The 23936-nt window shown below is 41.9% G+C and carries 20 protein-coding genes; 1 reads left to right on the forward strand and 19 read right to left on the reverse strand.

Annotated elements, in window-relative coordinates:
• Positions 1-45: 45 nt before the first annotated feature.
• The 10 genes from rsmB to SJY16_RS11440 form a co-directional block, all read right to left on the reverse strand.
• Complete coding sequence (rsmB, locus tag SJY16_RS11395; RefSeq protein ID WP_377889282.1) at positions 46-1383, reverse strand: 16S rRNA (cytosine(967)-C(5))-methyltransferase RsmB; 1338 nt, start codon at positions 1381-1383, stop codon at positions 46-48.
• Complete coding sequence (gene fmt / locus SJY16_RS11400; protein ID WP_377889283.1) at positions 1376-2320, reverse strand: methionyl-tRNA formyltransferase; 945 nt, start codon at positions 2318-2320, stop codon at positions 1376-1378. Before fmt ends, rsmB begins: the two co-directional genes overlap by 8 nt.
• Before the next feature lies 1 nt (position 2321).
• Complete coding sequence (gene def / locus SJY16_RS11405; RefSeq protein ID WP_377889285.1) at positions 2322-2798, reverse strand: peptide deformylase; 477 nt, start codon at positions 2796-2798, stop codon at positions 2322-2324.
• Between the two features lie 24 nt (positions 2799-2822).
• Entirely contained in the window at positions 2823-5225 is a 2403-nt protein-coding gene (gene priA / locus SJY16_RS11410; RefSeq protein WP_377889287.1) for a primosomal protein N', read from the reverse strand.
• Entirely contained in the window at positions 5222-6430 is a 1209-nt protein-coding gene (gene coaBC / locus SJY16_RS11415; protein WP_377889288.1) for a bifunctional phosphopantothenoylcysteine decarboxylase/phosphopantothenate--cysteine ligase CoaBC, read from the reverse strand. Before coaBC ends, priA begins: the two co-directional genes overlap by 4 nt.
• A 113-nt stretch (positions 6431-6543) precedes the next feature.
• A complete protein-coding gene (rpoZ, locus tag SJY16_RS11420) occupies positions 6544-6747 on the reverse strand; it encodes a DNA-directed RNA polymerase subunit omega (RefSeq protein WP_377892199.1) in 204 nt (67 codons plus the stop codon).
• Positions 6748-6752: 5 nt separating this feature from the next.
• A complete protein-coding gene (gene gmk / locus SJY16_RS11425; protein ID WP_377889290.1) occupies positions 6753-7364 on the reverse strand; it encodes a guanylate kinase in 612 nt (203 codons plus the stop codon).
• Between the two features lie 22 nt (positions 7365-7386).
• The gene (gene remA, locus SJY16_RS11430) at positions 7387-7647 is read right to left on the reverse strand and encodes an extracellular matrix/biofilm regulator RemA (RefSeq protein ID WP_224881992.1); all 261 of its coding nucleotides are present in this window, start codon (positions 7645-7647) and stop codon (positions 7387-7389) included.
• 74 nt (positions 7648-7721) lie between these two features.
• Entirely contained in the window at positions 7722-8630 is a 909-nt protein-coding gene (locus SJY16_RS11435; RefSeq protein WP_377889293.1) for a YicC/YloC family endoribonuclease, read from the reverse strand.
• 107 nt (positions 8631-8737) lie between these two features.
• On the reverse strand, positions 8738-11431 hold the full coding sequence (locus SJY16_RS11440) for a calcium-translocating P-type ATPase, SERCA-type (protein ID WP_377889295.1): 2694 nt from the start codon (positions 11429-11431) through the stop codon (positions 8738-8740).
• Positions 11432-11546: 115 nt separating this feature from the next.
• Here SJY16_RS11440 and SJY16_RS11445 point away from each other — a divergent pair, with 115 nt between their 5' ends.
• Positions 11547-13247, forward strand: coding sequence for an Rqc2 family fibronectin-binding protein (locus tag SJY16_RS11445; protein WP_377889297.1), 1701 nt, complete (start codon positions 11547-11549; stop codon positions 13245-13247).
• Positions 13248-13709: 462 nt separating this feature from the next.
• Here SJY16_RS11445 and SJY16_RS11450 read toward each other — a convergent pair whose 3' ends face one another.
• The 9 genes from SJY16_RS11450 to SJY16_RS11490 are packed head-to-tail and all read right to left on the reverse strand — an operon-like array spanning position 13710 to position 23882.
• Complete coding sequence (locus tag SJY16_RS11450) at positions 13710-14366, reverse strand: class I SAM-dependent methyltransferase (RefSeq protein ID WP_377889298.1); 657 nt, start codon at positions 14364-14366, stop codon at positions 13710-13712.
• A 12-nt stretch (positions 14367-14378) separates the two neighbouring features.
• A complete protein-coding gene (gene pyrE / locus SJY16_RS11455; protein ID WP_377889299.1) occupies positions 14379-15029 on the reverse strand; it encodes an orotate phosphoribosyltransferase in 651 nt (216 codons plus the stop codon).
• Positions 15013-15738, reverse strand: coding sequence for an orotidine-5'-phosphate decarboxylase (pyrF, locus tag SJY16_RS11460; RefSeq protein WP_377889301.1), 726 nt, complete (start codon positions 15736-15738; stop codon positions 15013-15015). Before pyrF ends, pyrE begins: the two co-directional genes overlap by 17 nt.
• Positions 15711-16652 (reverse strand): dihydroorotate dehydrogenase, encoded by a 942-nt coding sequence (locus SJY16_RS11465; RefSeq protein ID WP_377889303.1) that lies wholly within the window; start codon positions 16650-16652, stop codon positions 15711-15713. The genes pyrF and SJY16_RS11465 overlap by 28 nt, the downstream gene beginning before the upstream one ends.
• Positions 16649-17416: a dihydroorotate dehydrogenase electron transfer subunit gene (locus SJY16_RS11470; protein WP_377889305.1), complete on the reverse strand. Its 768-nt coding sequence runs from the start codon at positions 17414-17416 to the stop codon at positions 16649-16651. The genes SJY16_RS11465 and SJY16_RS11470 overlap by 4 nt, the downstream gene beginning before the upstream one ends.
• The gene (carB, locus tag SJY16_RS11475) at positions 17413-20622 is read right to left on the reverse strand and encodes a carbamoyl-phosphate synthase large subunit (protein WP_377889307.1); all 3210 of its coding nucleotides are present in this window, start codon (positions 20620-20622) and stop codon (positions 17413-17415) included. The genes SJY16_RS11470 and carB overlap by 4 nt, the downstream gene beginning before the upstream one ends.
• On the reverse strand, positions 20615-21703 hold the full coding sequence (locus SJY16_RS11480; RefSeq protein WP_377889309.1) for a carbamoyl phosphate synthase small subunit: 1089 nt from the start codon (positions 21701-21703) through the stop codon (positions 20615-20617). Before SJY16_RS11480 ends, carB begins: the two co-directional genes overlap by 8 nt.
• Entirely contained in the window at positions 21700-22983 is a 1284-nt protein-coding gene (locus SJY16_RS11485; RefSeq protein WP_377889311.1) for a dihydroorotase, read from the reverse strand. Before SJY16_RS11485 ends, SJY16_RS11480 begins: the two co-directional genes overlap by 4 nt.
• Positions 22983-23882 carry an aspartate carbamoyltransferase catalytic subunit gene (locus tag SJY16_RS11490; protein ID WP_377889312.1) on the reverse strand — a complete coding sequence of 300 codons (900 nt, stop codon included), beginning with the start codon at positions 23880-23882 and terminating at the stop codon, positions 22983-22985. The genes SJY16_RS11485 and SJY16_RS11490 overlap by 1 nt, the downstream gene beginning before the upstream one ends.
• Positions 23883-23936 lie beyond the last annotated feature (54 nt).

Genomic DNA, 23936 nt, shown 5'->3' on the forward strand with positions numbered 1-23936 from the left:
CGTCTCTTTTATCCACTTAATAGGTTTTCATACAGCAAAATGCCTTTAGCTATCTTTAATCAAAGTTGCAATATAGAAACCATCTGTTCCAAAGTAATGAGGTAGTAGTTGGAGCTCCCCTCCATCAACATACGGCTCTACTCCATTTGGAAGTCGTTCTATCATTGTGTTATCCATCGAAAACTCTGGATGGTCTTTAAGAAATGCAGCTACGATTTCCTGATTTTCAGCTTCTTCTATTGTACACGTACTATAAACCAATTTTCCACCAGGTTTTACAAGAGAAGCCTGCGAATCCAGAATTCCCCATTGAACAGAAGTGATTCTCTCGACATCCTCAGGTTTTTTTGACCATTTTATATCCGGCTTTCTTCTCAGTACACCAAATCCGGTACATGGGGCATCAACAAGAACGCGATCAAACGAGTTTTCTTCGAATTTGTCAGTTACAAGACGACTATCGAGTGCCATTGCTTCCACATTCGTAAGTCCTAGACGTTCTGCTTGTTTCTTAATAAGCTTGATTTTATGCTCATGAAGATCAAGCGATTGAACATACCCTTCTCCTTGCAAACGTTCAGCGATATGGGTAGTTTTTCCTCCTGGAGCAGCACAAGCATCGAGAATTGCTTGACCAGATTCAACATCGAGCGCTCGCGCCACTAGCATCGAGCTTTCATCTTGAATCGTTACTTCCCCACTTTTGTATACATCTGTTTCGATTAAATGACCTTGAATCACTTTAATCGCATCTTCAGAAAGATCTCCCTTAATGACATCTAAACCTGCTTCAGATAACTCATGTAACACCTGCTCAACTGTCGTCTTCATCGTGTTAACTCTAGCTGTTACATAAGGTGCTTGAAGGTTCTCTTCACACATCGCTTCCGTCTCAGCTAGTCCAAATTGCTCGATCCATCGCTTGACTAGCCATAGTGGATGGCTTTTCTCTATTGAAACTCTTTCAGCACTATCTGAAATGGAGCTGAAATCTTTAAGACCTTTTCGCTGAACGTTACGAAGGACGCCGTTCACCATACCTGTGATTCCTTTATGCCCTCGTTTTTTTGCAATTTCTACCGCTTCATGAATGACCGCTCGATCTGGAACACGATCAAGATAGATCATTTGGTAAAGTGATAAATGCAAAAGGGAAATGACCCATGGTTGAATTTTTTTTCGGTTCGTTAAAAAGTCATCCAGATAGAAATCGAGCGTTTTCTGGCGCTGAATCGTTCCATACACAATCTCAGTGAGCAGCCCGATATCCTTTCGAATCAACTTATGCTTGTTAATGGTTTCATTCAACAGTAAGTTACTGTATGCCTGGTTTTTGTTAATCTTTTCGATGACGTCTAGTGCCGCTTCTCTCACATTAGTCATGTTGCTCACCAAATAGAGAGCCTTTTTCAAACGTTCGACCTTGTAGATATTGTGAAGCGGTCATTCGCTTCTTACCTGCCGGCTGTATTTCCGTAAGTTTAATTGCAGTCGAATTTCCAGTTGCTACTACCGGCCCATCAGCATCAGTATAAAGAACTGTTCCTGGAGTTGCTTGCTCATCAGCTTCCTCTTTCTCGCCCCACCATATCTTCATCACGTTGCCTTCGTATTGTGTAAATGCCACCGGCCAAGGATGAAGTCCACGGATCTGGTTATAGATTTCTTCACCAGGTTTATGCCAGTCAATTCTTTCAAGATTCCGTTTAATATTTGGTGCAAACGTTGCTTCTTCATCGTTTTGTTTAACTGGAGTAATGTTTCCTTTTAATAACTCAGGAATCGTTTCTTTCAAGAGCTGTGAACCTGCCACACTTAGTTTATCATGGAGGATACCAGTATGATCGCGTTCTTCAATCGGTACAACAGATTGCGTAAGGATATCTCCAGCATCTAATTTCTCAACCATATACATGATAGTGATGCCCGTTTCCTTCTTTCCTTGAAGGATGGAATAATGAATCGGCGCACCGCCTCGAAGCTCAGGTAATAACGATGCATGCACATTGATACATCCGTGTTCTGGTGCATCAAGCAACTCTTTCGGTAGAATCTGTCCGAATGCAGCAGTTACAATTAAATCCGGCTTTAGTTCAAGAATTTCCTTTAGTTGATCAGGTTCCTTTACTTTCTCAGGTTGCAGAATCGGCAATCCGTGTTTTTCTGCAGCTACTTTCACAGGGGGTGGAGTCAGCGTGCGCTTTCTTCCTTTTGGTCGATCAGGTTGGGTAACAACGCCTGAAATGGTATACCCCTCTTCAACCAACATATTTAAAACAGGTACTGAAAAATCTGGTGTTCCCATAAAAACGATATTCATACTATTCCTCACTTCCTTCCGCCTCTAAATCCACGTATCTTATCACTTTTTCAGTAAATAGAACGCCGTGAAGATGGTCGATCTCATGCTGTATGGCTCTCGCAAAGAAGCCCTCTGCTTTTAGTTTGAATTCTTTCCCGTTTCGATCCTGCGCAGTTAGAACGATGCGATAAGGGCGTTCCACTTCACCGAACAACCCCGGAAAGCTTAGGCATCCCTCGAGACCCACATCGCCTCCTGTTGCTTTTTGAATCACAGGGTTTATGATTTCTAACGGCTCTTCTTCCCGAGTATCAATCACTGCAATTTGCTTTTCGATGCCGATTTGTGGTGCAGCAAGTCCGACACCTTCTGCATCGTACATGGTTTCAAACATATCATCTAATAGGTAATGGAGATCCTCATCAAACGCTTGGACAGTCTCACATTCTTTTTCTAGTACTTCATTTGGGTGTAATACAATTTTTCTTATAGCCAATTTTTTTCTTCCTTTCGAACATTTCTACATCATCATGTAGGGCTGTGTATCTATCGTAATCTGAAGCTGCCCGCGAGTTATTTCTTTCGCATAATGCTTTTGAATTTCTTTTAAAGTGTGATGCAAGTTTGGTTCAGTTTTGTATTTTATCATGCATTGATAGCGATATCTATCTTTGATCCTTGGTATAGCTGAAGCTACAGGGCCTAGAACAACACTTTCTTTAGACAGGTTTGATTTAAGAAAGTCCGATATTTTTTCTGTTACATCGACTGTTTTTGTTAGTTCTTCATGTGACACGTTTACCATCGCAAGGAAATAGAAAGGTGGATATCCATATTGTTTTCTCATAATCATCTCTCGCTGGTAAAAAGAGTGATAATCGTGTTTGGAAGCTAATTCGATACTATAATGCTCTGGCGTGTAAGATTGCACAACAACTTCCCCAGGTAAAATATGACGTCCAGCACGACCACTTACTTGAGTAAGAAGTTGAAAGGTTTTTTCAGATGCACGAAAATCTGGGATGTGGAGCATAGCATCTCCCGCTAAGACACCAACGAGTGTCACATTAGGAAAATCAAGTCCTTTTGCAATCATTTGTGTTCCGAGCAAAATATCGGCTTTTCCTTCTCCAAAATGCGTAAGAAGCTTCTCATGAGAGCCTTTTCGCCTGGTCGTATCAACATCCATCCTCACTACACGTGCTTCTGGCAAGATCTTTGTTAGTTCCTCTTCCACACGTTGCGTACCTGTCCCAAAAAAGCGAATATGCTCGCTTTCACATTCCGGACATGATGAAGGCAGTGGTTCTTCAAATCCACAGTAATGACAACGCATCGTCCCATTGATCTTATGATAAGTTAAACTGATATCACAGTGAGGACACTCTACAACAAATCCACAGTCGCGACACATGATAAAGGTCGAATATCCTCGCCTATTTAGAAAAAGAACACTTTGCTCTTTCTTCATCAGTCGATCTTGCAATTTATCAAAAAGCTCATTAGAGAACATAGATCGATTACCTGATCTGAGCTCTTCTCTCATATCAACGATCGATACTTCAGGCATTTGTTGATTATTGACGCGATGAAGAAGCTCAAGTAAAGAATATACTCCCTTAGTCGCTCGTGCATATGATTCAAGTGATGGTGTAGCACTTCCTAATACAATCGGGCAATTATGATTTTCGCCACGTTTAATCGCAACATCCCTCGCATGATACCGAGGGTTTTCTTCCTGTTTGTAGCTTCCCTCATGCTCTTCATCAATAATAATGATACCGAGGTTTTTGAACGGAGCGAACACAGCAGATCGCGCACCAACGACTACTTTTACTTCACCACGATGAATTTTCCTCCATTCGTCGTACTTTTCGCCTCGAGACAGCCCACTGTGCAAAACCGCAACATTGGACCCAAACCGACTCTTAAATCTATTTACCATCTGTGGGGTAAGTGAGATTTCAGGGACTAGCACGATCGCTTCTTTTCCATCATTTAGGACTCTGTGTATGGATTGAAGATAGATTTCAGTTTTCCCACTACCCGTAACACCGTGAATTAAGAACGTGCGATGCTGATTATTTTCGATGCTGCTTAAGATCGGTATGATTGCTTGTTGCTGTATATCAGTTAATTCTAACGGTTTAGAAGGAGCAAAGCTTCTTCCTTCATATGGATCTCGATAAAGCTCAACTTCTTCTTCTTTAAGAATGGCTTTTGAAACAAGAGCTTTGATGGTTGAACGAGTTGTATCCAACGTCCCCATAAGCTCCTTGTAGGAAACGGCTCCTTTATGATCAATAAAATATTGAATAATTTCTTGTTGTTTTAACGCTCGGTTACCCATCTTTTCTTTTTCGATTGTTAGGTCATCCCCACTTAATTGAGCGGAAATAGCTAATTGTGTCTTTGGGGCCGTTTTTTCTTTCACATCATACCTTACTTCTAGCTCATCCTTTTTGATCGCTCGATTTAAGTCTTTATGAGTAAAGTGAGACAAAAACGCATCCCATTTCATTCCCTTTGAGGAGGTGAACATTCTGCCCCAGGCTGCTGATTCGTCAAAGTTTTGACCCGGAACAACTGATTTCGTTACATTAGCTTTCATCGCTGCTGGCAACATAGCCTGAAACGCAGAAACAGCATAACAAAGTGTTTTTTCTGTTAACCAAAACCCTAAATCTAAAAGTTCTGGCGTTAAAACAGGTGTAACGTCTTTTATTTCATCTAATTCTTTTAGTTTGTCCAATTCCGATTCCTGTTCAACGCTAATAACAAACCCTTGGATTTTTCTTGGTCCAAATGGCACGACCACTCTCATCCCAGGTTCAATAAGGTCTTCTAACGCTTCGGGAATCGCATAATCAAACAGGCGATCCGTTTGATTGGAAGGAACATCGACAATTACCCTTGCAATCATTTAAGCTCGCCATCCAGTCGTTTCGCTTCATCGAGAATTTTGTTTGCTACATCATGTTTCGATTGGAGAGGGAGATGAATATGTTCACCGTCTTTTCTAATCAACGTCATGATGTTGGTATCTTTATCGAACCCAGCACCTTCGCTCGTGATGTTATTTGCACATACAAGATCGAGGTTTTTCTTCTCAAGCTTCTTCCAAGCGTATTCCTCGACTTTTTCTGATTCAGCTGCAAAGCCAATAAGCACTTGATGGTCTTTCCTCTTTCCTAATGAAGACAATATATCTTTCGTCCGTTCCATCTCGATCGCAATCGAGTCGTCTGATTTCTTAACTTTCTCTTTTGATACCATAATCGGTCGATAATCAGCTACGGCTGCTGCTTTAATAATGATATCTGCTCCATCTGCTTCTTCCATAGCAGCTTGATACATTTCTTGTGCAGTTAACACATCGATTCGCCTCACACCTGAAGGCGTCGTAAGCTGCACAGGGCCTGCGATTAATGTAACTTCCGCACCTCTTTTTGATGCTTGTTCAGCTAGCGCAAAGCCCATTTTTCCAGAAGAATAATTAGTAAAGTACCTTACCGGGTCAACAGGCTCACGTGTAGGACCTGCAGTGATTAGGACGTGCTTCCCAGTCAGGTCTCGTGTATCTTCATTAAAATACATTTGTAGTGTAGATAAAATGTCCTCAGGTTCTGCCATACGTCCTTTACCTACATACCCACAGGCTAATAACCCTTCACCAGGCTCGAGAAAATGACAGCCAAATTCTTTTAATACATCCATATTACGTAATACAGCGGGATGCTCATACATATGTACATTCATTGCTGGCGCGACAAAAATCGGAGCCTGTGTAGCTAACAGGGTTGTTGACATCATATCGTCTGCAATTCCATTTGATAACTTTCCAATTATGTTTGCTGTTGCTGGTGCTATGAGAACTAGGTCTGCCCAATCAGCTAGGTCAATATGAGCAACAGAGGATGGATCTTTTTCTTCGAACGTGTCGTTATAAACATCATTCCGGGATAGGGTTTGAAATGTGAGAGGAGTAACAAATTGAGAAGCTGAATTTGTCATCAAAACCTTTACCTCTGCACCTTCCTGATATAGTTTGCTCGTAAGTGCAGCTGCTTTAAAAACCGCGATGCCGCCACTCACACAAAGCATTATTCTTTTTCCTTTCAGACTCATTCCATTTCACCTTCCAACATTCTAGTTAACATAATAATGTTACGGTATATTAATGATGTTTGTCATCTTTTATGAAAAAAATAACAACCTATTCTCATAGGTTGTTACTTCTACTAGTCGTGTATCATTCCATCGGCTAACAATTTGCCATCCATTACTTCTTCTAGCGCTTTACCCACTGGTTTCTCAGACTTAGGGTGGTCAACATAGACATTCTCAGTTTGCTGAATGATACGAGCTCGTTTTGCCGAAAGGGTTACGAGCGTGTATTTGGAGTCAATTCTCTCCATTAATGAGTCGATTGATGGATATAAGATCATGTTTATACCTCCGTTACATTTTTGTAATTGTGTGCAATTCGATCACGTCTTAAATGCTCTGCAGTAATGATTGCTCTCATTCTCTCACAAGCGAGCTCAACGTGATCGTTTTCGACGATGTAATCGTACTGATCAATCAGTTCAATTTCTTCTTTCGCAACGCCCATTCGATTGTTTATCACATCATCTGTTTCTGTACCACGATTGACAATGCGATTTCTAAGTTCAGTAAGACTCGGTGGCATTAAGAAGATAAAGGCACCTTCAGGAAAATGCTTTCTTACCTGCTTGGCTCCTTGAACTTCGATTTCTAGTAATACATCTTTACCAGAATCAAGCGTTTCTTCTAAGTAATCGACAGGCGTTCCGTAGTAATTGTCTACGAACTGAGCGTATTCAAGTAGTTTATTGTTTTCAATCATCTCTTCAAAATCGGAGTGTGATTTAAAGAAGTAGTCCACTCCATCCACTTCGCCTTCACGCGGTTTACGAGTCGTTACAGAAATTGAATACTGCACTTCCTCTGCATCCTGCATGAACGCCTTTCTCACTGTTCCTTTTCCAACTCCTGACGGGCCAGAAAGAACAATTAGTAATCCGCGATCTTTATTCATACTAACCTCCACTTTCTAAATCCTACTCATCTGATAGTTCGTCTTTGTTTATCAGTCGTTGGGCTACTGTTTCTGGCTGTACCGCTGATAGAATAACATGGTCACTATCAGAGATGATAACTGCACGTGTTCTCCGTCCGTATGTTGCATCCACCAACATATTACGATCTCTAGCTACTGTAATAATACGCTTAATTGGTGCTGATTCTGGACTAACGATTGATACAATTCGGTTGGCGTTGACGATATTGCCAAAGCCTATGTTAATCAGTTTAATACTCATTGTCTTTCCTCCCGGGAATCACGATTCTATTTTTACACAGTTCATGTGAATTTAAACGATGAATATCGTGCAGACTATTCGATATTTTGAACTTGTTCACGAATCTTTTCCACTTCACTCTTCAGGTCAACCACGTACTGACTGATGCTATGATGAGTGGATTTGGAACCGATCGTATTGAGCTCTCGATTCATCTCCTGCACTAAGAAGTCAAGCTTTCTTCCGATTGCACCATCTGTAGTAAGAATATCATGGAACTGAGTGAGATGACTACGAAGTCTTGTAATTTCTTCATCGATACTTGCCTTATCGGCAAGGAGTGCTACTTCTGTTAAGACTCGTCCCTCATCTACTTTCTCTAGTTCATTAAATTCAGCTAATTTATGCCGAATTCGCGCTTCAAAAGCTTTTGTGACATCGTTAGTCATTCCTGATATCAGCTCTATTTTCTCCTTCATCTCATTTAACTTCGAATGAATATCTTCATTCAAGGTGAGTCCCTCAGAGCTTCTCATAGAGAGTAAAGCATTCACAGCTTCTTCAAGAGTACCAATTATCCCCATCTCTACTTCATCTACAGTTGTTTCCCGTTGTTGCACATGAAAAACATCCTCAAGTTTGATTAGTTGAGAAATAGAAAGGTCATTTTTTAACTCGTACCGTTCACCGGCTTTTTTTAACAATGTTATGTATTGATCAAGTAACTCCCAATCAGCATGCAGCTCATTTGAATTCATAGCGGAGCCTTCTAACTGGATGTACACATCTACTTTACCGCGATGAACATTTTGCTGCACTATTTTCTTGAGTGTTGCTTCCATTTGCAGTAGAGATTTGGGCATACGAAAGGATACATCGAAGTATCGATGATTTACAGATTTTATTTCGACAGTTACTTGAACACCGTTACATTCTGTAGATGCTCTTCCATACCCTGTCATACTCATAATCATAATATCACTTCCAATAGCTATTCTATCCAATTGTACCACTTCATAAAGCTGAAACAAAGTCATAACTTCTTCTCGATTTCCGATTCAAGCATTTTCGATAAATGACAGTAAATTCAATTAAAAAACAGAGGGATGAATCACCCTCTGTTCAAACGGATATTTCTTTTGAAGAAAACTGAACCTGCAAGGAGAAAGGTCGGAATACTTGAGAAAACAAGAATGAGCATCCACTCTCTCATCGATAGATATGTTGTATGGAAGATCGGCTGTAGCGGCTCGTAATAAATAACCGCAAGAAGCAAACCGACCGATGATAATACTGCTAATACGAGAGCTTTGTTCTCGAAAGGATTTCTATGAAACACAGATCGCTCGCTTCTGCAATCGAACACATGTATTAGTTGAGCAAGTACAAGAGTAGAGAATGCGACTGTTTGAGCTTTTACAAGGTGATCTGGATTTTCACCGTAGCAAATCATAAACGCAGCAAGAGTACAGATCCCAATCATAATTCCCCGTGAAATAATCTTCCAACCTAAACCTCTTGCAAAAACCCCTTCCTTAGGGTGACGGGGATTTCTCCTCATCACATTACCTTCTGCTGGATCAAGACCTAACGCCATTGCTGGTAGTCCATCCGTAACTAAATTCACCCACAGAATCTGAATGGGCACTAACGGCAATGGAAGTGCCAGAAGGATGGCAAACAACATGACTAGGATTTCTCCAACGTTTGAAGCAAGAAGATAGCGAATAAACTTACGAATGTTCTCGTAAATATTCCTACCTTCTTCAACAGCTGCGCGAATCGTTGCAAAATTATCGTCACTCAAGATGAGGGATGATGCTTCTTTTGCTACATCTGTACCGGTTTGCCCCATCGATATCCCGATATTCGATGCCTTTATAGCTGGAGCATCATTCACCCCGTCTCCCGTCATTGCGACGATATGCCCCTTCTTTTGAAGAGCTTGAACGATTTTTAACTTATGTTCAGGAGATACTCGAGCAAATACGTATATTTCTTCAACGATACTTTCTAATTCTTCAACTGTATAAGTAGATAACTTACTACCTTCCATTACCTTACCATCTTCTGGCATGATGCCAAGGTTCCGAGCGATTGCAGTAGCTGTTGTAACATGATCACCCGTTATCATAACCGTCTTGATACCTGCTGCTTTACAATCTTCTACTGCTTGCTTCACTTCTTCTCTCGGAGGATCAATCATCCCTTGTAAGCCAACAAACGTGAGCCTTGATTCTGCCTGTACGCTATGTAGAAGCCTCTCTTCATTTTGAATCGGCTTAAAAGCGACGGCAATCGTTCTGAGTGCATTGTTTCCAAACGAAGCGAGTTCATCTTGTATTTGCTTTTCATAGCTTTTTCGAAGTGGTGCCTGGCGTTCATTCCAAAGGACAGAACCACATTGCTTTAACACGATATCAGGTGCACCTTTTGCAATGACATATCGTTTCCCGGTTTGATCTTCTACGATCACACTCATCATTTTACGATTTGAATCGAATGGAAATTCCTGAATGATCGTAAATTCCTCTTCTCGAATTTCTTCGGTCAAACCAGCCTTCATCGCAGCCGCAACAAGTGCTCCTTCAGTAGGATCTCCATCCAGGTAGTAGTCTCCATCTTGTTCATGGACTCGAGCATTGTTGCAAATCAGTCCGAACGTTAAAAGCTGTTTTAAGGATTTTTCATCATCAGAATAAACCCTCGTATCCCCTTTGAAAAAGTCTCCATAAGGAGAATAGCCAGATCCCGTCACATTCCACGTTTGGCCACCAGCCCAGAGCTTTGTTACCATCATTTTGTTTTGAGTTAATGTGCCTGTCTTATCCGAACAGATGACCGTTGCACACCCTAACGTTTCTACTGAGGGTAATTTTCTCACGATTGCTTTTCGTTTGATCATCTTTTGCATACCTATCGCTAAGGCAATCGTAACAATTGCAGGAAGACCTTCTGGAATCGCTGCAACAGCTAGTGATACACCTGCAAGGAACATGTCATAGACGTCTCGTCCCTGAAAAATACCCAGCAACACGACGATTGCAGTTAAGAATAGAGCTCCCGCAATCAGAATTTTTCCTAGTTGCTCCAATCGATGTTGTAACGGTGTTTCAAGGGTATCAGCAGTTTGGATCAAGTGAGCGATCTTCCCCATCTCTGTATTCATACCTGTAGCTGTAACGATACCGATTCCTTTTCCCTTCGTGACAAGGGTCCCCATAAACCCCATATTCAGCTGGTCACCTGGTCCTGCTCCTTCATCACGTATAGGCTCAGGGTGTTTGTTAGATGGAACCGATTCTCCTGTTAATGCTGACTCTTCAATCTGAAGCTCCTGGCAATGGATGATCCTGAGATCTGCTCCGATCCGGTCTCCACTTTCAATTCGAACAACATCACCTACGACTGCTTCACGAGCAGGTATTGAAATCCACGAAGCATCACGCAACACTTTCATGTGTGGAGATGATAGTTGCTTCAAGGCTTGTAACGATTTTTCAGCTTTTCGTTCCTGGACAAACCCGAGAATACCATTAACCAGTATAATGAGGATGATCGCGATCGCATCCAAGTATTCTCCGAGAAGTCCCGATATTAGCGTTGCTGCAAGCAAGACAACGACCATGAAGTCTTTAAACTGCGATAGAAATATGAGAAATAGTGATGGCCGTTCTGCTTCATCAAGCTCATTAGGACCAAAGACTTTACACCTTTCGATCGCATCCTCTTTGCTGATACCTGTTTCAACATTCGTTTCTAATTCTTCTGCCACCTCTGGTTCTGTCATGTTATACCAACTCATGTCCAACACTCCGATCCTGCACAATGTCACTCTAATAGTCCATCTATATTCAGACAAGCCACAAAAAATGCTATACTGTACAAGATGTCTATTGATAGAAATGTAGGTGAACAGTATGTCATTTGACGGTATGGTCACAAGAGCCGTAGCGCATGAAACAAATGAAGCTTTAAAAGGAGGTAGAGTAACAAAAATCTATCAGCCTTATTCAGCAGATTTACTCCTAGTCATTCGTTCAGGAGGTAAGAATCATCAGTTATTACTATCTGCTAATCCTTCGTATGCAAGGGTTCATATTACGGAAGAATCCTATGCGAATCCTAAAGAACCACCGATGTTTTGTATGCTATTAAGAAAACATTTGGAAGGTAGTATTATCGAAGAAATCAATCAGGTTGAAAATGAGCGAATCATCCATATTACGTTCAAAGCTCGTAACGATCTAGGAGATATGACAACTAGAACGCTCGTGGCAGAAATTATGGGGCGTCATAGTAATGTGATGCTTCTAAATGAAAATTCGATGATCCTTGATAGTATCAAGCACCTATCTCCTTCGGTAAACAGACATAGAACTGTCATGCCAGGGCAGGATTACGTTGCACCACCTGAACAAAATAAAGTTTCACCATTTAAGTTGTCTGAAGAAGATTTTCTTAAACAGATTGATTTTAATGCAGGAAAACTCGGAAGTCAGCTTGTGCAAGCATTCTCAGGAGTTTCTCCTTTGATTGCAAACGAAGTTATGCATAGAGCTGGACTTGCCACGAGGTCTACACTACCAGAAGCATTTCGTGCTATTTTTGAAGAGTTCTACCACCATAACTACACACCACAAATGGTCTTGTCTTCAAAAGAAAACTTCTCTGTCGTTTCATTGACCCATATTAATGGCGAAAGCAAATCGTTCCAGTCAGTGAGTGAGCTACTTGACCGTTTCTATTACGGTAAAGCGGATCGAGATCGTGTCAAACAGCAAACGAATGATCTAGAGCGTTTTCTCTCGAATGAGCGGAAGAAAAATGAAAAGAAAGTTAAGAAGCTATCAAAAACGATTCAAGAAGCAAAATCGGCAGACAAGTACCAGCTGCTTGGAGAACTATTAACTGCTAACATGCATATGGTGAAGCGCGGTGACGCCGAAGTCGAAGTTCAGAATTACTATGATGAAGAAGGCGGAACAGTGACGATTGAGCTAAACCCTCAAAAATCACCTTCAGATAACGCGCAGCAGTACTTCAAAAAGTACAACAAAGCAAAAAACTCAATTGAAGTTTTAGAAGAACAAATCGTGAAAGCACACGAGGAAATAGCTTACCTCGACCAGCTTCTACAGCAACTGTCTTCCGCATCTCCACGTGATATTGAAGAAATTCGTGAAGAGCTTGAAGAAGAAGGCTATATTAAGAAGCGATCTAGAAAGCAAAAGAAAAAGAAAAATTCAAAACCTCAATTAGATACGTATGAATCCACTGATGGCACTGAAATTCTTGTTGGGAAAAACAACAAGCAAAATGAATATTTAACGAACAAATTGGCAGCAAGAAGTGAAACGTGGCTTCACACGAAAGATATACCAGGATCACATGTTGTGATTCGAAACAGAGACTATTCTGAGCAAACACTACTAGAAGCAGCCAACCTTGCAGCTTACTATAGTAAAGCAAGAGAGTCTGGATCTGTTCCTGTCGATTATACTGAGGTACGGAACGTGAAGAAGCCGAATGGAGCGAAACCCGGCTTCGTGACGTACGATCATCAGAATACGCTATACGTTACACCAGATGAAGATCTTATTTATAAGATGAAGAAATAAACAAAGCGTCACGCCCATATTGGCGTGACGCTTTCAATTTGTAGAGTGACTCTAACTATTTCGCTCCCTATACCGCAGGAGAACACCGCTTGCTTTCATGTGGAAGAACACCCGTTTTCCACGGGAGGCAAGCGGTATTCACTCCTACTAGGTTGCAATCAATCGCAGCAAACTTTCCGTCAGATTATTATCTAAGTAGGCATCTGCTTTCATTCTCTATCCGTTGTTTTAAAAAGCTTTGTTTTTTGTGGTAATCATACATGTAATGTAGATTGGAGCGGAAGGATGCTCGACTCCAGCGGGATGTGCGGGACAGGTGAGACCCCGGAGGCGCAACGGTTTTGTGCGCTGAGAAGGCTCACCGCCCGCCCCGCGGAAAGCGAGCATCCTGGAGCGGAAATCGCCACTATAACCGTGGCAGATAGTCCTGAGCAGCTTAACTAAGCTGTTTTTACCATCATTTTATAATTGTGCAACAGTAATAATTGCAAGACCATCTAATACTTCTATATGGTTTACTTCATTTGCTCCAAGCGTCTTTAACTTCTCACTTAACTCCTCTGATGTATAACGATGTCTCTTCGTAGAAACATTCGACCACTTTAGAAGTGATGTTTGTTCAAACCCACTCATTCCGTGTTTTTTTGCATACGAAAAAGCAGCTGACTGATCCATTCGAAGTGAAGGATTCAGCATTACCATTTTTCCTTCGGGCCTCGTAACACGAATCATTTCTTTCATACCTTCTTCTGGCTCTGGTAAAAGGAACATTACACAGGTAGATAATGAAATATCAAAAACATTACTTTCGAAAGATAAGTTACAAGCATCTTCTACTGAAAAATGAGTTTTCTCTAACCGATTTAGAAAGAAAAAGTTCTGCTTGCTTGCTTTCAGCATTTCAGTGGATAGATCGACTCCCGTTAGCATAGATGCTTCTTCGACACCTCTTAGTAATAATCTTCCTGTACCACACCCTACATCGAGAACAGCTTTCCCTTCCCAAGATCCCGAAGCAAGTTTCAATTCATCATGTATACCACCAAGCCATTTTGTCCGTGCCATATCATCAAAGAATGAAACGAGTGAATCAAATTCTTCACCTTGCATTTTTCTCATAAGAACCCTCCATTATTTAACGGAGAGATTTTTTAACTGCTTTACCCATTCTTCTGAAGACGGGTTGGCGCGCCAGTTCAGCAGTGATTGAACCTCTCTTTCCTTAATCATACCGGTTTCTGTCGCGCATGTTAACAATTCATCAAAATTCGTTAACGTGTGCGATTCAATGCTGTGTTCGGAAAAATTCTCCGTCCCCTTCTCCAGGCCGTATGTAAATATCGCGACAACCCCTAATACTTCAGCACCTGCACTTCTTAATTGAAGAGCGGCATCGATCGCACTTCCACCAGTAGAAATAAGATCCTCAATCACAACAACTTTCTGACCCTCGATTATTTTCCCTTCAATAACGTTACCTTTCCCATGTCCCTTCGCACTGCTTCTTACGTAGATCATTGGAAGATCCAGCTTTTCACTCACCCATGCAGCATGAGGTATACCTGCAGTTGCAGTCCCAGCAACCACATCAACATTGGGATAATGAGTTTGAATCTTGCTCGCAAGACCTTCCGCGATTTCCCTTCGAACCGCAGGATAAGAAAGGGTCAGCCTGTTATCACAATAAATTGGAGATAGTAGACCTGATGACCAAGTAAATGGATCATTTGGTTTTAAGGTGACAGCTTGTATATCCAAAAGTGCACTAGCGATTGATTTCATGTAAAGTCCCCCATTCTGATTTCAATTTCTCATACGCGCTAACTGGGTTCATAGAAGCAGTAATACTGCGCCCAACCACAATATAGTCACTTCCTAATTTTCTAGCTTTTGATGGTGTGCACACACGGTTTTGATCTCCCGCAAGATCACCTTCTAGTCGAATTCCAGGTGTTACAGTTAAGAAATCATTTCCACAAGATTCTTTTATTAGAGGTACCTCTAGAGCTGAACTAACCACGCCATCTAGACCGCTATCTTTTGAAAGTCTTGCTAGAGAAACGACACTCTCCTTCATGTTAAGAGCAATGTTCAGTTCTTTCTTAATCATTTCTTCTGATGAGCTTGTTAATTGTGTCACTCCGATACATAATGGACGATTTTTCCCAAGTGGGGTACCAGCTTCCAAACCTTCCAACGCTGCATGCATCATTCGTCTACCACCACTTGCATGTACATTGATGAGATCTACTTCTAGTGAAGCAAGACCTTTCATCGCTTTACCGACAGTGTTTGGAATATCATGTAACTTTAAATCTAGAAAAACACGGTGCCCTTGTTCTTTTAATCGTTCGATCAATCCTGGACCGTATTGAAAATAAGCTTCCATTCCTATTTTCACAAAGAGCCTTTCTTGCTTTAACCGATCTAACAAGTGATCTAATTCTTCTTTGTTCGAGTAGTCTAACGCGATGATGATTGAAGTGTCCACTCTGTTTTCCAGCTCCTTCCTATTAATTCATTAATATGATATACGCCGAGTTCATCTAATAGTGAAGGAAGATTCTCAATGATCGTAGGACAACAATATGGATCTACGAAATTTGCGGTTCCAACCGCTACAGCGCTTGCACCAGCTAAGAAGTACTCAACTACATCCTCAGCAGTCTGAACGCCACCCATGCCGATGATTGGAATGGAAACTTGTTGACTAACCTGATGAATCATTCGAATCGCTACGGGTTTGATCGCTGGCCCGGATAACCCTCCAGCTCCGTTTGCCAATATAGGTTTACTTGTTTTCAAGTCAATTCTCATTCCTAAGAGCGTATTGATCATCGTAAGCCCGTCAGCTCCCGCTTTCTCAACCGACTTTGCTATCTCTACAACATCCGTAACATTGGGAGAAAGTTTCACATACACAGGAACGTTCGATACGTTCTTTACTGCTTTTGTGACGTCAAACGCAGTTTCAGGTACAGTACCGAATGCTAAGCCACCTTCTTTAACATTTGGGCACGAAATATTCAGTTCGATCGCATGGACATTTGGGGCTTTAGTGATTTCCTTCGACACGGCTACATAGTCCTCTATCGTTGAGCCCGCAACATTTGCGATTATAGGGACATCAAATTGAGAAAGCCATGGCAGTTCGGAATGAAGTACTTCGTCTAGCCCAGGGTTTTGCAACCCGATCGCATTCAACATGCCTGATGATGTTTCAGCAACACGAGGTGTTGAATTCCCAAACCTTGGTTCAGCGGTAGTCGCTTTCACCATAATAGCTCCTAGTTTCTCTAGGTTATAGAACTTGCTGTATTCACGCCCAAACCCAAAGCAGCCAGAAGCAGGCATGATTGGGTTTTTCAAAGATAAACCAGGTAACTCGATTTGCAAACGACTCATAATACGACCTCCCCTGCTTCAAATACTGGTCCATCGCTACAAACCTTTCGATATTTCAGTGCAGTCGTATCTCCTTGAACATGACACACACATGCGAGACACGCGCCAATTCCGCAACCCATTCTTTGTTCTAGAGATAAAAAAACTTTTCCTTTTGATCGATATGCTTCAAGTGCTCGTAACATCGGCGATGGTCCGCATGCAAAAAGATAATCGAAAGACAGATTGAGCTGGCTCGTCACAAATCCACTTTCACCGTAACTCCCATCTACCGTGGTGATTGTGACAGGACCAAACTGTTTGAACTCATCCTCATAAAAAACACTTTCTTTTGATTGAAATCCATTCACATGATGAACGTGAACGCCTCTTTCCTTTAAACTCTCTGACAAGTAGTACAGTGGGGGAACGCCAATTCCTCCCCCAACGAGCACTGCTGTCTCTCCCTCACTTAGTTCATCGACTGGAAAACCATTACCAAGAGGGCCGAGAATATCAATTATTGCTCCAGAAACTTCATTTTTTAAAAGGTTTGTTCCTTTGCCTTCTGCACGATAAATCATGGTGAGGAGATGCTTTTCAGGTTCAACGTGACAAATGCTGATCGGTCTTCTTAACAATGGATCAGATCCTCCTCCGGCTTTCACGTGAACAAATTGACCTGGCTTAAACGATTCGTCGATGGATTCATGGTAAATAATCGCTTCATATATTGACTCAGCAATCTGTCTTTGTGAAACAAGTTCAGTCTTCAACTGGTTCATGTATGAATCACTTCTTTTTGGTGAAATTTCGGCATGCTATTGCTCGAAAACGTCATCGTTTCAAGAACGCTAAGCAGCGCTTTCGCTGTATCTAATGATGTGAAACATACGACACCGTTCTCAACTGATTCGCGACGAATGCGGAAGCCGTCTCTCGCTGGCTGTTTGCCGCGCGTTAATGTGTTGATGACAAACTGAGCCTGACCTTCACGAATCACGTGCAAGAGATTTGGTTTTTCAGCCCCAATCTTATTTACTGTTGTGACCGGTATTCCTATATCTCGAATTACCTCTGCCGTACCTTCAGTCGCCAAGATATGATAGCCTATTGAATGGAATCTCTTCACAAGATCCACTCCCTCTTCTTTGTCTTTATCTGCAATCGTGAAAAGCACGGATCCATGAGTTGGAATGTTCATCCCTGAAGCGACTAATCCCTTATATAGAGCTTTTTCAAGAGTACAATCTCTTCCCATTACTTCTCCAGTTGACTTCATTTCCGGCCCGAGTGTAATATCCACTCTTCTTAGCTTCGCGAATGAGAATACTGGAACCTTCACAAACACTTCCTCTCTTTCTTCTCCGTAGCCGGTTTCGTAACCAAGTTGCGTTAGTTTCTGACCAAGAATGACCTTCGTTGCCAAGTTAGCCATCGGAACGCCAGTAATTTTACTTAAGAACGGTACAGTCCTACTTGACCTAGGATTCACTTCAAGTACGTAGACATTGTTCTGCTGGATAACGAACTGGATGTTGAGAAGTCCAACGATATTTAGTCCTCTTGCAAGTTTAATCGTTTGATCTATAAGCGTTTCCTTCACTTCTTCTGTAAGACTTTGAGGAGGGTACACAGCGATCGAATCTCCTGAGTGGATACCCGCTCGTTCGATGTGTTCCATAATACCTGGAATATAGACTGTTTCTCCGTCAGATATCGCATCTACTTCGATTTCTTTCCCCATCAAATAGCGATCGATCAACACGGGGTGCTGAGGATTTACCTTCACCGCATTTTTCATATAATGGAGAAGCTCACTTTCTTTGTAGACAATCTCCATCGCTCTTCCACCTAGTACATAAGATGGGCGAACTAATACTGGATACCCTATTCTAGTGGCTACTGAGACTGCTTCCTCAACAGAAGTTGCCGTTTTTCCATCAGGTTGAGGTATATCTAATGCTTTCATGGTTATTTCGAATTTATCACGATCTTCTGCTTTATCCATGTCCTCTAGCTTTGTTCCTAGTATTTTCACACCTCTTGCTGCAAGTTCGTCTGCAAGATTGATCGCTGTTTGTCCTCCAAACTGAACGATGACGCCAGTCGGTTTTTCGAGTTCGATCACGTGCATAACATCTTCTACTGTTAACGGTTCGAAGTAAAGTTTGTCTGAAATACTAAAGTCAGTAGATACTGTTTCAGGATTGTTATTAATGATGATTGCTTCGTACCCAGCTTCACGAATTGCCCATACACTGTGAACGGTCGCATAATCAAATTCGATACCTTGACCAATCCGAATCGGTCCAGAACCAAGTACTAATACGCTTTCCTTCGGAGTCCTAGTCGACTCATTCTCTTCTTCATAGGTAGAATAATAGTAAGGCGTTTCTGATTCAAACTCTCCTGCACATGTATCTACCATTTTAAAAACTGGAACGATTCCTTCTTCCATACGAAGAGCGTAGATGTTCCGCTCGTCATCACCCCATAATTGAGCGATAAACTGATCTGTAAACCCTTTTTCCTTTGCTTCTCTTAATTGTTCAAGATCGCCTTTGTTCGTTCTCAACGTTTCTTCAAGTTGAATGATTCCTTCTAACTTAACGAGAAAATAGTAATCGATCGCACTCCACTCGTGAATATCTTGAATCGTTCTCCCTCTTCGTAACGCCTCCGCTATTACGAAGATTCGCTCATCATCTGCAAATTTGATGCGCTCTTCGATTTCATTGTCACTCAACTCATTCATATCGGGGATTAAGAGGTGTTCAACATTTGATTCGAGTGAGCGGACCGCTTTCAAAAGCGATTCTTCAATCGTTCGACCAATCGCCATCACTTCCCCAGTAGCTTTCATCTGTGTGCCGAGACGACGATTGGCACTTTCAAACTTATCGAAAGGCCACCTTGGAATTTTTGTTACTACATAATCAAGGGCTGGTTCAAAACTTGAATACGTCTTCCCAGTAACTGGATTTTCCATTTCTGAGAGCGATAAGCCTACTGCAATTTTTGCTGCTAGCTTTGCGATTGGGTATCCAGTTGCTTTTGATGCTAGAGCAGAAGAACGGCTAACGCGCGGATTCACTTCTATGATGTAATATTGAAAGCTATATGGATCAAGAGCAAGTTGAATGTTGCATCCCCCTTCAATCTCTAAAGCTCGTATCACTTTTAACGCAACATTCCGAAGCATTTGATAGTCTCGGTCAGAAAGCGTTTGACTTGGGGCAACTACGATCGAATCCCCCGTGTGAATCCCGACAGGATCAATATTCTCCATATTACACACGACGATTGCCTGATCCTGACCATCTCTCATTACTTCATATTCGATCTCTTTGAACCCTGCGATGCTTTTTTCTAACAAACACTGTGTTACAGGGCTATACTTCAATCCACTCGATACGATTTCTTCTAGTTCTTCATCACAATGGACGATCCCCCCACCTGTACCGCCAAGCGTATACGCCGGACGAACGATGACAGGATACCCGATCCGTTTAACGAATCTGTAAGCTTCCTCTAAGTTGTGGATAATATCGCTTTCTGGAACAGGTTCGTTCAACTTTCTCATCAACTCTCTAAAGAGGTCGCGATCTTCAGCTTGTTGAATCGCATCAAGGCTTGTTCCGAGTAGCTCAACATTGTATTCGTTCAGCACTCCCGCTTCCGATAACTCCATAGCAAGATTTAAGCCAGTTTGTCCACCAAGCGTTGCAAGAAGGGCATCTGGTCGCTCTTTTCTAATGATTTTACTAACGAATTCTAGGGTGAGAGGTTCGATGTACACTTCGTCTGCAATCGTTGCATCTGTCATAATCGTAGCCGGATTGGAGTTTACTAGAATCACTTCATAACCTTCTTCTTTTAGTGCCTGACAGGCTTGTGTTCCCGCATAGTCAAATTCAGCTGCCTGACCGATCACGATTGGACCTGAACCAATCACGAGAATTTTTTGGATATCTGTACGTTTAGGCATAAGTTTTCTCCCCCTTAGTTGCAGTTATCATTGCAATGAACTCATCGAATAACTCATTTGAATCTTCAGGTCCAGGTGAGGCTTCTGGGTGATATTGGACGCTGAACGCAGCATGCTTCTTGTGCTTCACACCTTCAATCGTTTCATCATTGATCGCTTTGTGAGTAATCTCTAATTCGGTGTTCATTAATGTTGCTTCTGAAACGGTATACCCATGGTTTTGAGACGTTATCGCCACTTTACCTGTGCTGATTTCCATAACTGGATGATTCGAACCTCTATGTCCAAATTTCATTTTTTCAGTATTTGCTCCACAAGCGAGAGCAAACAGCTGATGACCGAGACAAATTCCGAACAATGGTATCTTACCGAGCACCCCTTTAATCATGTCGATCGCTTCAGGAACATCCTTTGGATCTCCAGGGCCGTTACTCAACATGATGCCGTCCGGATTCAGCCTAACTATTTCTTCTGCGGAGGTGTGGGAAGGTACTACGACGACATCACATTTTCGTTTCGTAAGTTCACGAAGGATGCCGTGCTTCATACCAAAGTCAACTAGAACAATTCGATACCCTCTGCCAGGACTTGCATACGGTGCTTTAATGGAAACTTGTTCAACCTGATTTCGTTTAAGAGGTGTATCTCTTAAATTTTCTATAATTTTGTTCGTATCAACTTCCATATTACAAAGTTTTCCTTTGAGAGTACCATTCGCACGAATGAGTTTGGTTAATTTCCTTGTATCGATGCCTTCTAGACCTGGGATTCCTTTTATTCTTAACAACTCATCGATCGTCATCTCATTTCTCCAATAGCTTGGAGCTTTTGTCGCTTCTTTTACGATCAAGCCGTGTACAGATGGGTTGATCGACTCAAAATCATCTCGATTGATTCCGTAGTTCCCGATAAGAGGATAGGTGAGTGTCACAATTTGAGCACAGTACGACGGGTCTGATAAAATTTCCTGATAACCTGTCATTCCGGTGTTAAAAACAACTTCACCGCTTTTCTCCAAATCACTTCCAAATGCTTTTCCAATAAAAATCGAACCGTCTTCAAGTATCAGCTGTCTTTTCATTCGTGATCGCTCCCTTTCTCATAAACCTTTTTTCCATTCACATACGTGACCGTTGGCCATCCTTTGCAATTCCATCCTTTAAAAGGAGTGTTCTTACCTTTCGATACAAATGTATCTGGGTCGATCTGTTCTTCCCTATCTAAATCTACTAGTGTTAAATCTGCCTCCACACCTACTTGAAGTGTTCCGTGAGATAACCCAAATGCTTGGGCAGGCTTTGCTGTTAGCCAATCAACTAGCTGTTTCAGTGTGAACGTTCCTTTTTCTACAAAGTTTGTGTAAAGTAGTGGGAATGCCGTCTCAAGTCCTACGATTCCAAATGGTGCTTTTTCCATCGATGTTGCCTTCTCTTCTAATGAGTGTGGCGCGTGGTCTGTTGCAATGAAATCGATCGTCCCATCAAGTAGCCCTTCGATGAGTGCCTCCTGGTCCTCCTTAGAACGTAATGGAGGATTCATTTTGTAATTAGTATCAAGACCTGGTATATCCTCTTCAGAAAGAAGGAGATGATGAGGCGTTACTTCTGCAGTCACATTGATGCCCGCTCGCTTTGCGTCGCGGACAGTTCGCACGGACTCTTTTGTGCTAATATGGCATACGTGGTAATGTGCTCCTGCTGCTTCAGCAAGAAGGACATCTCGAGCTATATGTACAGATTCACAAGTGGAAGGTATTCCATTTAAATCATGTTGTTCTGAAAAACGCCCCTCATGAACGCTACCTTTATTAATTAACGTATTCTCTTCACAATGTGCGACGATTGAGACACCAGCGGATGCGGCACGCTTCATTGCTTCTAACATCATTCCAGCGTTTTGAACGCCTACACCGTCGTCAGTAAGAGCGAACGCGCCAGATGAACGAAGATCTTCAAAGTTTGTTAATTCCTCCCCTAGCTCTCTAACTGTTATCGATCCATACGGCAGGACACGGACGTGAGCAGTCTCTTCTATTCTCTTCATCAAGTCTGACATGGTGACGCGATGATCTGGTACAGGCCTTGTGTTTGGCATTGCAGCAATCGTGGTAAACCCACCTTTTGCCGCTGCTTTCGTTCCCGTTTCAATCGTCTCTTTGTGTTCGCCTCCTGGCTCTCTTAGATGGACGTGTAGATCCACAAGACCCGGGATAAGGAGCATTTTTTTCGCATCGAATACTTCATGCTTATCAGATTCGATTGACGTGGATATTCTTTCGATCTTTCCATCTTTAGAAATAAGAACATCGAAGTTTTCTAGGTTACCAGATTCATTTAAAAGCTGAGCATTTTTGATAATCATTACACATACATCCCTTTCTCTTTGGATTGAAGTACATGGTTCAAGACAGCCATGCGCACGTAAACGCCATTTTCCATCTGTTTGAATATGCGTGAGCGTTCACATTCTACTAATGATGAATCGATTTCAACACCTCTGTTTACAGGAGCAGGATGCATAATGATGCTGTTTGTATTCATTCTTTTCTCACGATCGACAGTAAGACCATATGCGGTTAAATATGACGATGGCTCTACACTCTTCCTTTCATGTCGTTCATTCTGTATTCGGAGTAGCATCAATACGTCTGCTTCTTCTACTGCTTCATCCATCGTGATGTAAGGAAAACCTCCGATCGACTCGTCTCGCCAGGCTTCTGGACCTGAGAAGGACACTTCTGCACCGAGTTTTGTTAGGACACGCGCATTCGACCTTGCGACTCGACTATGTTTGATGTCACCCGCAATAACTACATTTAAACCTCTGAACGTATTAAACTCCTGCTTGATTGTGAGTAAGTCTAAAAGTGATTGTGTCGGATGATGGCCACACCCATCTCCAGCGTTAATGATCGATAATGACGTATTTTCTACTAATGACTCGAAGTACTTTTCTTCCGGATGTCGGATTACAACTACGTTTGCCCCGATTGCTTCTAACGTTTTTATCGTGTCATAGAGGCTCTCACCTTTTTGGACACTTGAGCCTGCTGCTTCAAAATTCAATGTATGGCAACCTAACCGCTGTTCAGCGACTTCAAAGCTAAATCTTGTTCTTGTTGAAGGTTCAAAAAACAAATTTGCTACCACGGCTAAAGGGTACGCTATCTTCTCATCACCTAAGCGGAGTTGTTCAGCTTTCTGAAGGATCGTTTCTATTTCTTTTTGTTCCATCGACAACAAATCGAGTAAATGCTTCATTTCACCACTCCTTCAATTTTTTCACCTTAAACCCTGGCATAAAAAAACACCCTG

Origin of the sequence: Alkalihalobacillus sp. R86527 (assembly GCF_042466185.1) — a bacterium.
Classification (GTDB): Bacteria; Bacillota; Bacilli; order Bacillales; family Guptibacillaceae; genus Guptibacillus.

Excerpts from the sequence above, each read along its gene's own strand:
- gmk (WP_377889290.1), bottom strand. The coding sequence starts at position 7,364 with ATGAATAAAGATCGCGGATTACTAATTGTTCTTTCTGGCCCGTCAGGA.
- rsmB (WP_377889282.1), bottom strand. The coding sequence starts at position 1,383 with ATGACTAATGTGAGAGAAGCGGCACTAGACGTCATCGAAAAGATTAAC.
- SJY16_RS11490 (WP_377889312.1), bottom strand. The coding sequence starts at position 23,882 with ATGAAGCATTTACTCGATTTGTTGTCGATGGAACAAAAAGAAATAGAA.
- remA (WP_224881992.1), bottom strand. The coding sequence starts at position 7,647 with ATGAGTATTAAACTGATTAACATAGGCTTTGGCAATATCGTCAACGCC.
- SJY16_RS11480 (WP_377889309.1), bottom strand. The coding sequence starts at position 21,703 with ATGAAAAGACAGCTGATACTTGAAGACGGTTCGATTTTTATTGGAAAA.
- SJY16_RS11445 (WP_377889297.1), top strand. The coding sequence starts at position 11,547 with ATGTCATTTGACGGTATGGTCACAAGAGCCGTAGCGCATGAAACAAAT.
- pyrE (WP_377889299.1), bottom strand. The coding sequence starts at position 15,029 with ATGAAATCAATCGCTAGTGCACTTTTGGATATACAAGCTGTCACCTTA.
- priA (WP_377889287.1), bottom strand. The coding sequence starts at position 5,225 with ATGATTGCAAGGGTAATTGTCGATGTTCCTTCCAATCAAACGGATCGC.
- SJY16_RS11440 (WP_377889295.1), bottom strand. The coding sequence starts at position 11,431 with ATGAGTTGGTATAACATGACAGAACCAGAGGTGGCAGAAGAATTAGAA.
- coaBC (WP_377889288.1), bottom strand. The coding sequence starts at position 6,430 with ATGAGTCTGAAAGGAAAAAGAATAATGCTTTGTGTGAGTGGCGGCATC.
- SJY16_RS11470 (WP_377889305.1), bottom strand. The coding sequence starts at position 17,416 with ATGAACCAGTTGAAGACTGAACTTGTTTCACAAAGACAGATTGCTGAG.
- carB (WP_377889307.1), bottom strand. The coding sequence starts at position 20,622 with ATGCCTAAACGTACAGATATCCAAAAAATTCTCGTGATTGGTTCAGGT.
- fmt (WP_377889283.1), bottom strand. The coding sequence starts at position 2,320 with ATGAATATCGTTTTTATGGGAACACCAGATTTTTCAGTACCTGTTTTA.
- SJY16_RS11465 (WP_377889303.1), bottom strand. The coding sequence starts at position 16,652 with ATGAGTCGTTTGCAAATCGAGTTACCTGGTTTATCTTTGAAAAACCCA.
- SJY16_RS11485 (WP_377889311.1), bottom strand. The coding sequence starts at position 22,983 with ATGATTATCAAAAATGCTCAGCTTTTAAATGAATCTGGTAACCTAGAA.
- SJY16_RS11450 (WP_377889298.1), bottom strand. The coding sequence starts at position 14,366 with ATGAGAAAAATGCAAGGTGAAGAATTTGATTCACTCGTTTCATTCTTT.